General features: G+C 60.6%; 4 protein-coding genes. 1 reads left to right on the top strand and 3 read right to left on the bottom strand.

The window, feature by feature from the left end:
* Nucleotides 1–139 precede the first annotated feature (139 nt).
* From FAZ95_RS13105 to FAZ95_RS13115, 3 genes are all read right to left on the bottom strand, one after another.
* Nucleotides 140–9,064, bottom strand: coding sequence for a hemagglutinin repeat-containing protein (locus FAZ95_RS13105; protein WP_137332858.1), 8,925 nt, complete (start codon nucleotides 9,062–9,064; stop codon nucleotides 140–142).
* A gap of 10 nt (nucleotides 9,065–9,074) precedes the next feature.
* A complete protein-coding gene (locus tag FAZ95_RS13110; protein ID WP_137332859.1) occupies nucleotides 9,075–10,805 on the bottom strand; it encodes a ShlB/FhaC/HecB family hemolysin secretion/activation protein in 1,731 nt (576 codons plus the stop codon).
* A 697-nt stretch (nucleotides 10,806–11,502) separates the two neighbouring features.
* A complete protein-coding gene (locus tag FAZ95_RS13115; protein ID WP_254699694.1) occupies nucleotides 11,503–13,233 on the bottom strand; it encodes an ATP-binding response regulator in 1,731 nt (576 codons plus the stop codon).
* A 190-nt stretch (nucleotides 13,234–13,423) separates the two neighbouring features.
* Here FAZ95_RS13115 and FAZ95_RS13120 point away from each other — a divergent pair, with 190 nt between their 5' ends.
* Nucleotides 13,424–14,056, top strand: coding sequence for a response regulator (locus tag FAZ95_RS13120; RefSeq protein ID WP_137332861.1), 633 nt, complete (start codon nucleotides 13,424–13,426; stop codon nucleotides 14,054–14,056).
* Nucleotides 14,057–14,205: the final 149 nt, after the last annotated feature.

Here is a 14,205-nt window from a genome sequence, read left to right on the forward strand (position 1 = left end):
GAGGCTATCTGCTCGATATTCGTAGGCCAGTTTTGTTGGCGGGTCTAGAAACCTTCGCAAGACACTCAACGGGGCGACGACACCACCGCTTTGTCAAGCGATCCGTCGGTCATCTCGACGGATCGCTGCGCGTCACGCGCTACTGCGCTGAAAACTTCATCTGCACGACCTGCGTAGTCCCATCGGGTTGAGGCACATTGACATTGACGGCCAATGCGGGGGCGCCAGCCGGCGGCGTACCGCTGAACTTGCCCGTCGACGGATCGAACTTGAGCCACGACGGCAAAGGCTGACCGTCCGCTGTTTGTGCGGTCACCGTCGAACCGGCTGGCATTTGCTTAGGAAGCGTCACGCTTGCCGTGATCTGCGCGTTCCCGGAGCTGCCTCCGCCCGACGAAATCACGACGCCGTGTCCGCCTGTGATGCTCGCGTTTTGTGAACTCGAATGATTCACGTCTTCCACGGAAAGCGACCCACTAGCGTGCGTCTCGGTTCCTGTATCCGGTGTGCGCTGACTACCGATGACCGGCGCATTCTGGTTGAGTGGACCTTGCGGCACGACACCGTTCGACCAGCTCGACGAACGGCTGCTACCGGAGAGACTACCGGTCCCGCTTGTGGTCGGCTTGACGCCGTTGACCCAGTTCGACGAACCGCCACTGCCGGAAGTGCCGCCGGTCCCGCTCGTGGTCGGTACGACGCCATTGACCCAGCTCGATGAACCGCCACTGCCGGAAGTGCTGCCGGTCCCGCTCGGGGTCGGTACGACGCCATTGACCCAGTTCGACGAACCGCCACTGCCGGAGGTGCTGCCGGCCCCGCTCGGGGTCGGTTTGACGCCATTGACCCAGTTCGACGAACCGCCGCTGCCGGAGGTGCTGCCGGCCCCGCTCGGGGTCGATACGACGCCATTGACCCAGTTCGACGAACCGCCGCTACTGGAGCTGTTGCCATTCCCGCTAGTAGCGGGACTCGTCGTATTGGCATCACTCGATGGTTGATTTGCCAACTTGGTACTCGAGGTACTCCCGCCCACGGTAATACCGAATCCCACCGTACTGGTCGTACTCTTTGCCGCCGTGATATTGACGTTGCCACCGGCATTGATCGACGTAACGCCCGACGAACCCAGGCTCGTGCCCTGCAAGTCCGTGTCTCCGCCGGACGACAGGCTGAGATTACCGCCGCTACTAACGCTCGCCACGGTGCTGGTGTCGCTCTTGCTCTTCGAATAATTGCCATTCGCGTTCAACGAGCCCGATTTCGTGGTGGTCGCATTGGGCTGTGCGGCCGTCGGCTCATTGGTCTGGCTGCCTGCCTTCCCCGAGATGCCGACACCATAACTCTCGCTGGTGCTCGTGCTATGCGCGGCATTGAACGCAAGCGTACCGCCCGCGGCAACCGACGCGTCGCTGCCGCTCGCGATCGTCGTCCCGGTAAAGGTTGCGTCCTTGCCACTACTGATCGTCAACGGACCACCGCTGCTAATACTGCCAACCACCGCGGTATTGCCGTTTGATGAACTGGCGTCGTAGCCAGCGCCCGCGCTGACCGAACTACCGCTTTTACCGGCTGTCACGGACAACGACGCGTTCTGAGAATGCGAAGAGGCGCTGCTGGTATCGGATGCCGCGTCATAGTTCAGATTGCCGCCGGTGCTGATGTTGGTCGCACCGGTCGAGCTGAGATTGGTGCCCTGGAAATTGGCGTCGCCGGTCGTGCTCACGTTCAGGTTGCCGCCCGCGGTGATGCCACCCGTCACCGCGGTACTGGAACTTTGCTTGCCCGACGCTCCGGTGTACCCACCGCTCGCCGTTGCGTTCTTCTGGACCACATCGACCTGCACGGCGGCGGTTCCGGTGGAGCTATTCGATTGACTCTCACTGGTGTTCTGAGCCGCCGTGTAATTCAGCGTGCCGGCACTGACGTTCACGTTCTTACCCGCGTCGATCGTGGTGCCTTGCAGATTGGTGGCTCGCGACGACTGCGTATTCACGCTCCCGCCCACATTGATATTCGAGACCACCGCGTTACTGTTGCTCGACGATTGCGAGTTTTGCTGGTTGGTATAGTTGGCCTCGAAACCGGCACCGACCTTGACGCCCGAGCTCGAGCCCGAATCCAGGCCCCCTGAAACTGATGCGTTGATCGAGCCGTAGGTCCCCACGGTTGCCGTATTCGTCGTGGTGCTGGAGGATGAATAGCTGGTGTCGGCTGCCGCCTCGCTGTTGATGGTCTTCGCGGATTGATTCAGATTGCCGCCGGCATTGATCTGCGTGCCGACATCGTTGATGCTCGAGCTCGCGTTGCGATTGATGTTGCCGCCCGCGGACAAGCTCGAGGTCTCCGCCGTGGTTGTGCCGCTGCTCGAAGACTGCTTGGTATTGCTCGCGTAGATGCCCACTTCGCCGTTTGCGGATGCACTGGCCGAACCATTCGCATTCACGCCGATCCCCCCATTGGCGCTACCGCTCGCCTGGGCGGATGCACTGCCGTTGGCAAACAGGCCCACTGACGTGTCGCTGCTGGACGAGGTCGTCTCATGCACATCGGTCGCGGCGTTGAACGACATCTGCTTGGCGTTCAGGTTGAGATTCTGACCTGCGCCAAGGCTGGAACCCGTAGTGGTCAGGTTATTGCTCGCATTGACCGTCAGGTTGCCGCCGGCCGTGATCGCCGAACCTTGATTCGTGATGTCGACGGTGCTGGTGGTGCTGGTGTCGTGGGTTGCCAGCGCGAGCTGGTTGCTGCTGGACGCGTTCGCACTGACGCTGGCGGCGGCGCTCGCATTGGGCGTGATGCCTTTGCCCGCGCTGCCGGATACGTTACCGCTCGCTGCGAGCGAAGCCGTATCGTTGGTGCTACCGATCAACCCAATCGCGGTACTGGTGGTGGTCGTGGTGGAGGTCGAGACATTCCGTGCCGCTTCCACATTGACATTTTGCGCGTTGACCGTCGCGTTGCCTCCGGCCGCCAGCGTCGAGCCTTGAAGCGTGACGTCGTTCTTCGCGTTGATCGTCGCATTGCCGCCAAAGCTGACGCTGGAACCGACGCTTTGCGAATTGTTGTCGGTCGTCGTGGTGGTGGTATGCGAACCGAAGTCGATCCCACCGGAACCTTGTGCGCTAACCTGCGCGCCTGCGCTACCGGATGCCGAACCCTGAACGTCGCCGTTGGCGGAGCTTCCCGTCGCGCTGCCCGAGGCATTCGCGCTAGCCGACACGCTGCCTTGCCCCATCCCGTTCGCAGCGCTGCCGCTGGCCGACGCTTGCGCGTTGTCCTGGCCATTGCCCGACGACGCGCTAGCCGAGGTGCCGGTGCTGCCGCCGTTGTTATGGTCAACGCCGAGAACCGTGGTGGTCGAGGTCGTGGTGGTGCTGGTGCTGGTGTTTTGCGCCGCTTCGATATTGACGTTCTGGGCGCTCATCGTGCCGTTGCCGCCCGCTTGCAGCGTAGCGCCCTGCAAGGTGAGGTTGTGGCCCGCGCTGAGATTCGCGTTGCCGCCGAACTGGATATTGCTGCCGACCGCCGTCGTCGTATTGCTCGCCGTGGTGGTTGTCGTCGAGGCATAGAGCGATTGGTCGTAACCGACACCGGACGTCGTGCTCTTGCTCGTATCGGTCGTCGAGTTGCTTTCCGCGCCGATGTTGATATTGCCGCCGGCCTGCAGATTGCCGTTGCCCGCCGCCGTCACGTTCGTGCTATTGAGCGTGAGGTCCTTGCCCGCCTGGACGTTGAGGTTGCCGCCGGTCGTCAGATTCGACTGGATTTGCGTTGTCGTCGAAGTCGTGTCGCTACTGATCGTGGTCACGAGACCATGCGAGCTTGCCGAGTTCGTCGTGGTCGTGTTCGTGTCCTGAACCGTGTCGAAGGTCACATTGCCGCCGGCCGACAGACTCGCGTCCCCTCCGGCGGACATATTCGCTCCGAGGTTCGTGATGTCCTTCGCCGCATTAACGGACAAGGTTCCCGTCGATACGATGCCGGCCTGATTGTCGACCTGCGTAATGTTTCGCGTTGCGCTGCCGCTGCTTTGCGTCAGAGTCTGATTGACGATATTCCCGTTCGTCGACGTCAGATTGACATTGCCGCCTGTAATCAGACCGGAACTGTTGACGATATTGCCTTGCGAGACCACGTTGAGCGATTGACTGCCGCTGATCGTTCCGCCGGTATTGGTCAGCGAGGTCACGTCGAGATTGGTGTTGCTTGCTTCAAGCACGGCGCCCTGCGTAATACCTGCCTTGGTCGCCGCGCTCAGATAGACGACCGGTGCAAGGACCTTTTGGCCGTCGACGACCGTCTCGACCATCCAGACAAGGTTCTGGGTGAGATTCGCGACCTGGGCCGCCGTCGGCGCCTGACCGAATGTCAGACCGAGCGTTTGGCTTTCCGATACGGCATTGTTGAGCAGCCCTTGCATCTGCGTCGCGAGCGTGTTGTAACCGGTCAGCAAATCGTTGCCGGTTTGCGCAATCAATTCCTGCTGCACCAGATAAGCTTGGTAATTGTTGTCGCCGACCAGTTCGCCTGTCGTGTCGGGGTTGTAGCCAAGCTGGCTCTCGAGATAGGCGGCACCGAGGTAATTGCTGCCCGAGCCGAGCAGCGGATTCGTGACGACGAGGTACTGTGCACCGGGCGCCTGATCGGTGACGAAATAGCCGTTCGGATTGGTCGGCAGCGCAATCGTGATGCCGCTCAGACTCCGGAACGTGTTCGCGCTCACGGGCTCAATCGGCTGCTTGCCCGCAAACGTCACACCAGAACCCGGACTCACTGCCGACGTCTTTTGAGCGAGTTGAGCCTCTCCCGAACCGGTCTGCGACGGGGCGGCAGACAAGGCCTCGCTGAACGGCGTCGAGCTATACGGAAGATTCGCAACCGCGGTACCCGACGATGAAGGCAGTGTCGGATTCGACGATGTCGCTCCCGGCGCTGAGACAGGACTCGTCGTCGGACCGATGTTGTACAGCGCGCCAGTCGGCACGTTCAGCGTGGTCGCGTAGATGCCTGAATTCGTGTTGTAGCCCGGAATGACGCTTGAGGTGTAAGTCACCGAGTCGTTCTCGTCGGGATTCGTCGCGCCGCTGACGAACCCGCCAGCCGCGATGTATTCAAAGTAGTTCTCCCAAGTATGCGTATAAGTCAACTCCTGCGGCGCAAGCGCGCTATTCGTAAAGGTCGACCCCGAATTCGCGCCCACGATGTTGACCGTACCGCCCGAGATCAGCGCGCCGATATTGTTCGCCGTCGTATAGCCCGTCAGGCTGACCGTTCCGCCGCCCGTGCTGATGATCTGCGGAGCAAAGGTCGGGGCCGGGCCATTGAAGGATTGCGAGACCGTCCAGGTTTCCGTGTAGTCCGTCAACGAACATTGGTCGGCGATGTTACCCGCACAGTTGTGATAACCCAATGAATAGACGACGTTCGAAGTCGTCGCGTCGTTCTGCGCGGAACCCCAGACCAGCGACCCGGCTTCAGACGATTCGTTGTCGATCGTCGCGGCATTCAGTGTGATATTGCCGTTCGCCTGAACCATGCTGTTGTTGACGATAGTACCGGCCGTCAACGAAATACTGCCGCCGGAATAGATCGTCCCGCTCGCGGCGTTACCCGTCGTCGCGGTCGCCGGCGTATCGAGATTGCGCAGCGTGTTGACGTCGCTCACGTTCAACACATTTCCCGCGTACAGGGAACCGCTATTGGTCAGATTGTCGCCGTCCGCGTCGAGGTAAAGCCCATTGAGCGCGCTGATGCCCCCTGTGTTCGTATTGGTGATGCCGGGCGCCTTAAGTTTTAGCATGTCCCCTGAAAAGATCGCGCCATCGTTGGTCAACGCATTGCTCAGATCGAGCGTCAGCGTCCCGGCGCCGCTCATCGCACCGAGAATGCGCTCGTTGCTCCCGGTCGAATCCATATTCAGCGTGCCCGCATTGATACTGAGGTCGCCGGACGCTGAAATCTCAGCGCCTCGAGTGCCGGTATCCAACGTCAACGTCGTAACGGGATGAGATGCGCTGCCAAGCGTCATCGCATTGCCCAGAATCGTTCCCGAGCCGCCGACGGTAATGCTCGACGCATTGTTGACCGTCAGCGTCGAGGCGCTTTGCAGATTGCCGTTGATTTCCGCGGTATAGCTCCCCCCGCCAATACCGTTGATCACAGCATCGCCGTTGACGAGCACAGCACCGTTGTCAAGCAGGTCGTTGCCGATATCGAGCGTCATCGTGCCGACGGATTGCAGCGTGCCCGCGTTTTGCAGATTGTTGGCGTGGATGGTGCCACCACCGTTGCTTGCGGTAGCCAACGTGAACGTCGCGCCGTTTTTGTTCAGCAGTGCATCCGTCACCGAGATGTTGCTACCAGCACTTGTACCGCCCTGAATCGTGCCGTTGTTGTCGAGGTTCGCAAGGGTGAAATCGAGTTCGTTGCCGAGCAGCTTGCCGGTTTGCTGGTTGCTCGCGGTGCTGTTGGCCGCGTCGAGCGTAAGCACATTGCCGGCTTGAACCAGACCCGTATTGTTCAACGACGTGCTCGTCGTCGAGCTATCGATCACGAGGTTACGACCGGCAACCAATTCACCGTCGTTGTTCAGTTGGGGCGCCGTGACGTTGACATCGCTCGCACCCTGCATGACACCGTCTCGCTGGTTATTCAGCTGTTTCGTGACGGTCACGCTGTCGGGAGATGTCGGCGCCTGCGTCGAAAGCAACCATTGACCATCGTTGGCCAACGAATCGGCGACCACCGTGCTGCCGCTCGTCGCCTGAATGACCGCACCTGCATTGTTCTGGACGGTTGCACCCTGCAGACTCAGCGTCCCGCCCGACAGCACCTGTCCAGTGTTGTTGACGTTTTCGGTGCTGCCGCCACTGAAATCCGCGATGCCGAGGCCCGTCGCGCCATAGATCTGGCCGCCGAGTTGATTGTTGAGCGTTCCGCCGATATCGAGGCTCGCCGCCCCGGTGCTTGCGTCGACGAGACCCGCGTTCGTCAATCCGTGGCTCGCGCTCAGCGCTAACGTGGCCGCTTGCAGCGTGCCATCGTTGGTCAGCGAAGTCCCGCCGAGGTTCAACGTGCCGCCCGCTTCGGTTGCCGCACCGTGCTCGTTAATGTACGTCGTCGTCGCGCTAGCAGTCAGATTGTCTGCAGCAAGCACGTTGCCCTGATTGTCGACGCTGTTCGCCGAGATCGTCGCGCTACCGCCCGACTGCAACGTGCCGCTATTGGTCAGCGCGCCGCTTGCCGTCACGGTATCCGACGAAGCGCCAGATTGCGACGACAGCAACCACGTGCCCGCATTGTCGAGGCTCGCAACCTGCACCGACGTGCTTTGGCCTGCTTGAATCCAACCGCCCGACGTATTGCCGATATTCGCGCCCTGCAACGTCAAAGACGTACCCGCGAGCAGCGTACCGCTGTTCGTGACCGATTCGCTCGCCCCGCCGGACTGGTCCGCAATGCTGAGCGAACCGCCCGCCTGAATCGTGCCGCTATTCGTCAGCGACGATCCGGACTCGATCGTCGCCGCTCCCGAGTCGGCCGAAAGCACGCCTGCGTTGTTGAGCCCTCCCGCTGCGATCACGCTCAGCGTTCCGCTCGCACTTTCGACGCCTTCGCCAGTACCCGCTGCGGTCGTGGTCGCGCCGGCCGAGTTGAGGCTCAAATTGCCCGCCGCTTTGACGAACGCGGTGCCAAGGTCGAGGTCGCCCTGATTGCTCTTCAGCGACAGCGCATTGCCGGCGACCAGCTGCGCACCGTCGGGTCCGATACTCAGGTTGCCGAAGACCCCCGACAGGGTGCTTGCGGCCGACTGCCAGTGGGTGCCATCGATCGTTGCCGCACCTGTGATATTGAGCGACAGCGCGCCGCCCGCGTAACGCTGATTGTTGTTGGTGAGCGAACTCGTGCTCGACGCATCGGTGAGGCTCGCGGCCGTCAACGACAGATTGCCGTCCGCGACAAGCGCACTTCCGGTCATCGAGGCTCCGCCGGCCGCATTGACCGAGAGGTCCTGACCGGCCGTCACGCTGGCGCCGTTCAGCGTGATCGCATTGGCGGCCGTGCTCGCGCTCGCGATCGACACGTTCTGTTGCGCCGACACATTGCCTGCGAGCACGATCGCTCCCGCGGCGGAGAGCGTGAAATCGCCGGCCGTTGCCGCGACGTTGCCCAGCAAATGCACGCCAGGACCTTGCTCGGTCGCAATCAGCGTAATACGGTTCGCATACATGCCGCCGAGCGCCGAACTGTCGATCGCATAGGCCGGACCGCTTCCCGTCGGCGAGGTCGTCCCGGTCACGGCGCGCGTCGCATAGCTCCAGACGTTCGGACCGACCGTGATGCCAAGATCCTGCGCATTGATCGGCGCCTGGAGTTCTACGGCACGTGTGACGAGATCGACAATCTGCTGCCCCGTTGCATTGAGGCCGCTGCCGTTCACCAGAATGTCACCTTGCTGGACGTTGAAGCCGGTCAACGCGCCATTGCCGCCGAATGTCGGCGTGCCTGTCGTCAACGTCACGCGATTCGTATTGATGAAGCCACAACCCGAACACGTAATGCCGTACGGATTGGCCACAACGACGTCTGCGGCACCGCCGACGACTTCGGTAAAGCCGGCGAGCGTCGATCGGTTGTTCGAAGTGACTTCGTTGAGGATGACCGTCGCCGATTTCGCCAGATTCGGGTTCGCGAACAGTTGTCCCGCGAGCTTCGATTGGACCGAGATCTGGCTCGTCGGAGTGTTATTGAGTACGAGCCCCGCCGAATTGACGTTGTACTGCTGGTACGTATTGACCGACACGCCTGCGCTGTTCGGTGTCGAAATCCGCACGATCGTCGTGCCGTTGTTTGCCGTCGTCGCCGATGTATTGCCGCTGCCCGGGGCAACGACGACGGACGGACTCCCGGCTGATGCGAGATCCGAAGCAGCAACGGCAGCCAGCGCCGCTGCGCTCAAAACCACGGTACGGGCCGTCTTGCCGCGTGCGCGAGCGGTTTCCGAGACAACGGCCCACATGCCGCGACTGGCGTTCCAGACAATGCGATAGACGTGATTCATGGCTCAGCCCTTACAACGAGTACGACAAACGGAAGAAAACACGATTGGCCTCACGTGCGATCGAGTTCGGCATGGTCAGCGGGTGCGAGAAATACACTTCGCCGCTCACACGGCGCCATTGCCAGGACGCGCCAACCGTCAACCCGGTCATCGTGCCGCCGGGCACGCCGGGCGCACGATTGGTCACGGACCCCGCGTCGAAGCCGGTATAGAAGCGACCGGACAGCGTGCCCAGTTGCCCGGAAAGCGAGAACGGCACGCCGATTTCATTGCGCCAGTAAGCGCCTGTGTCGCCGCTCAAGGTCTCGTCGAGAAAGCCGCGCACGGTGGTCGGCCCGCCGAGTAGAATTTGTTGCGAGCCGAACAGCGTCGTCATCGCGTACTGCGCATCAAGGTGGCTCGACCAGTCGAGGTTTCGCCCGAAGAGCGAGAACGGTCGCGTGTAGCCGAGGTCGAGCGTGACTTTCGAAAACTGGGCATGAGGCGCGCTATCGGGAACCTCGCCGGGGTCGCGCAGCGAACCCAGTATCGGCAGACCCTGGACAAAGTCGAACCGCCCATTGAACAAGCCACCGCCGACACCCGCGAAGAGCGACGTGCCAAGATCGAGAAATGTCAGCTCCCGACTCGCAACGCTCAGGAACTGGTGCTGAAGATAGCTGCTCGTCGACTGGTCCGTGAGCGAGGCCGAAACCGAGACCTTGCTGTCCTGGTTGCGGAACACGACACGATCGAGGCCGATGCTGCGCGTGATTGTGCTGCCTTGGGAGAGCAGCGGCGTACCGCTCGCTTCGTTGACCAGCGAGTCGTAGCGCATGTCGCTCAGATCGAACGTCAGCGTGTTATAGCCAAACGGGATCACGACATCGAGTGCATCGGTTTTCGAATCGTGAGCGCTGTCGAACGGCAGCGTCTGACGATGCGTGACCGATACGATTTCATTCAAGCCGAGAAGGCCATCTTCGGTGACAGTCGCCATTCCGCTCAGGCGACCCGTCGCGTCCACACTCTGGTTGTCGTAGGACGTGAACAAATGCAGCGGAAAGCTCTGTGGATTGTGAACGACGACGACGCTCTCGCCCGGCTGGCTGCCCGGTTCGATGTCGAGGCGCGCATTGTTCGACGTTGCGCGGTTGATCTGGTCGATGCCCTGCTCGAGGTCCCGCAGATTGAGCATCGCGCCCGGTACAGCCGGGAAGATCGCATTCGCCCAAAGCCGATTGTGCGGGTTGTCTTCGATCCGGTACGCCTGTATGCGCCCTTCGACGACCGTTATCGTCAGTTGCCCCGTTGTCAGATCCTGCGCCGGCAGATACGCGTGCGTCGTGATATAGGCGCGCCGAAAATATTCGGCGGTGATCTCGGTCAGCAGCGCTTCGATGTCGTTAGCTCTGAGGCAACGGCCCTCGTAAGCATGGACGAGCTTGTCAAGCGTGCCTTTGGGAAGATGGGTCGCGCCATTGACTACGATGGCCTTGATATCGCGGCACGGCCCGGTCTCAGGCACCGTGACAGGCGCAGGCGGAGTCAGTGTCGCGCCTCCCGTGCGGCCTGGACGCTCCGCATTGCTCTGGTCCTGACGAAGCTGATTCTGCTGTTGCCTGAGGATCACATCGTTTTGCCGCTGCAAATCATTGAGATTGAGCGGACTATCTGCCCACGCACTCGATGGCGCCGCAAAGTAGTCGATTGCAAAAGCGAGTATCGCTCCGTAGACGAGCCCTTTATATCTGACGGTCATTTCAATTGTATTTTCTTGACGATGGTTTCAAAAAGGGCGCGCAAACGCGACATCGCGACGTTGAACGGCGTTGCCTCACGTCGGGCTCAAGAGTTCGAAGGATTTGGGCGTGCCTGGTCCCTGGTCACGCAATGGATTCCGTCCACTTCCGCTTCCCCCGAAGCTGTCGTGCGCACAGGCGCGAGCGTCTCGTCGCCCTCGCTGCGGCGAATCCGCTTCGCACCTGTCGTGCCGTTTCAAGCTGCTGTCTGTTTCTGATGTACTACAGCTACCCCGTGCGGAACGTATCGAACCTCGTGTGTTACGCTGACCCGCTCATTTCATTGAGTTGTCCAAAACGCTCCACACGCGTTCAATGCATTGCACCCGGCCGCTCGCTTCCAATGGTCGAATCCGTTTTCTGAGGGGGTGGTGTCTGACTAGGCATCCGGTTTCGCGGAAACCTCAGCGCGGGACGGTCGCGATACTTCGATCCGCTCGTCCGTACGACCGCCCGCATTGGGATCGCGTTTAGCACCGTCACACCGTTATCGCGGCTCGAAACACCCGACGCACCGCGCTTCCAACCAGGCTCAGAAGCGATGAGAGACTATCGCGATCAGGCGATCACGGTAAATACTGCATCTGTAGTATTTGGCGATCAAGTCGATGATTTTTAATGTTATTTATTCGACGATGCGCGCGTGAAGCGAGGGTTTCAGGCAGGTTGCGCGTCGATCAACGCCTGCATTTTCTCCGGGTCAAGCGGTTTGTGGACCACATGAAAACCGCTCGACGTCGTTGCGTCGATCCCGTCGGCCGATGTGTCGCCGGTGATGATGATCGCGGGTATTTCGCGGCCGATGGCCTTGTACACCGCGTGAATCACATCCACGCCCGTCACTCGCCTCGCGAGCCTGAAGTCGGTCAGCACCATTTGAAGTGCGGGGCCATGGGACGTCGCGACGACGACAGCCTGTTCGATCGACGACGCGGCAACCACCGTGTGACCCCACGCACGTAGCAGCGTTTGCATGCTCGCGAGCACGTCGCGATCGTCATCGACGACGAGTATGGCTCTTGTGCGTCTGCTCGAGACCGGTGCTGCATCGATGACGTCGACTTGGTTATCGAGCGCCGGTATATCCGGCAGTGCAGGCAATCGCACGGAGAACAGCGAGCCTCGCCCGAGTCTCGAGCGCACCCGCACGTTTGCGCCGATCAGCACCGCCGTGCGCTGGACGATCGCGAGACCCAGGCCAAGGCCTTGTTCACGGTCGCGTGCCGCATTGCCGACCTGGTAGAACTCCCGAAAAATCATCGAGTGTTGATCCGCTGCGATGCCAATGCCGGTATCGAACACTTGAATATCGACTTCGTCGCCGCGTCGACGACACGCGACCCGAATTCCTCCGCGCGTGGTATAGCGGACCGCATTCGAGAGCAGGTTCGATAGGATGTTGTGCAGCAGGGCTGCGTCGGTTTCGAGCCAGACCGAGGTCGACCGGATCTTGAGGCTCAATCCTTTTGACGACGCGGCCTCGAGGAAGTCGTTCTCGAGCGCATCGAACGCCTGTTGTAACGGAAAGCGGCGCGGCTCCGCGTTGATCACACCTGCGTCGAGCCTTGAAATATCGAGGAGTACATTGAGCAGTTGCGACATGCCCTTGAGCGCCGTCTGGAGGCGTCCGGCAATGCCATTGAGGGCGGTGCGTTCGATGTTCGGCGCCTGGGCTATGGCGCGCAAGGTCGCGATATAGAGCCCAAGCGCATGCGTGGGCTGACGCAGGTCGTGACTAGCGGCGGCCAGGAATTGCGACTTGCTTCGATTCGCGAGTTCGGCTCGCTCCTTTTCCTCGGTCAATTGCCGGATCAGCCCGATATTTTCAAAGCGAAGAGAGACCGAGTCCAGTACCGTGCGCTGGAGGTTTCGGCTAAATGAAAGGTTGACCCCTAAAAGGAAAAGAGACAGGAATCCGAGCACGGAAAACAGCGTATTGCCGTAGGCGAACGAGCGAATCGCAAACGGCAATACCGTCGGTAACGCATACGCGAAATAGGTCGGCCAATAGGAAGACAGCGAGGCGACCGAGCCGCCGGTCATGCCCGCGAGCACGATACAGATAAATGCGGTCACGACCGTGTTGTCGGGTGCAAAGAACAAAAGACCCATGGACCCCCATAAACAACCCGACAAGCCGGACAACAGCACGTATCGGCGTGCACGGCGCATCGCGGTCTCGATCGGATGTTCTCCTGCGAAGCGATCGCGCCAGACGATCACGATGCGAACGACCGTTAGCAGATAGATTGCAGCGGCCCACCCGAGCAAATCGCGCCTCGAGACCTCGGACCAGAGCAGGAATATCGACAAGCTTACAACTGCGATATTGCCGAACAGGATAGGCGGAGACTGGCGATACAGCGTATTGATCAGTTCCAGCCGCACCTTGGGTCTGATATTTTTAGAGGTATTTTTTACCATCGTGAATTCACGTATGCGATCTTGCGAAGACTCCGTTTTTCGTGAAATGATCTTCGCCATATTCCGGCCGGGATTGGCAACGCTGCCATCCGCTCCGTATTGTCGCAAAGTCGTACGCCGTTGAGTAACCTACAAAAATAAGCGAAGGGGAAAAATGAAACGCATCGTGCTAGTAGACGACCACGCGATGGTTCGCGATGGGCTCAGACTCTTGCTGACGACCCGGGCCGACTGGCTCGTCGTCGGAGAAACGGGGGACGGGCGCATGGTCTGCGACGTGCTGCGCGACACCCAAGCGGATTTGCTGTTGCTCGATCTCGAACTACCCGGTTGTCATGGAACCCAGCTCGCACAGCAAATCAAGGCGGAATTCCCGGAGATCAAGATTCTCGTTTTGACGGGTAACGCCCATGCCGCGACGGTCCGGGCGGCGATGGCGGCAGGCGCCGACGCCTATATGCTCAAGCACGAAGACGGCGACGAACTGCTTTGCGCGATCTCGCTCGTGTTGTCGGGCATTCGCTACGTGAGCAAAACACTCGCGCGTGCGCTCGAAGTCGAGGACGGGGCCACTGTTGCGCCGATCACCGCGCGTGAAAAAGAAATCCTGGCGCTCGTCGCGAACGGATACTCGAGCCAGCAGATCGCCGACAAATTGAATCTGAGCGTGTTGACGGTCCGCAAGCATCGTCAGAATCTGATGTCGAAGCTCTCGCTGCGCAACGTCGCAGAAGTCACGGCTTACGCGATTCGCGACGGTCTTTCGATATCGAACCCTGGAGCGTGATCGGCTTCGGAGCGCCGCCTCGATCGGCGAACCACCCGCCGTCGCCGAGTACACGCGCCGTCTCGAGCGGGTCAAGTGCACATCGCAGAATGATCGCGCCATAGTCGAGATTCAGGTCCGTGGATCGACCTTGAACACCGAGATGGCGA

This window comes from Trinickia violacea (assembly GCF_005280735.1).
In the GTDB taxonomy this organism is placed as follows: Bacteria; Pseudomonadota; Gammaproteobacteria; order Burkholderiales; family Burkholderiaceae; genus Trinickia_A; species Trinickia_A violacea.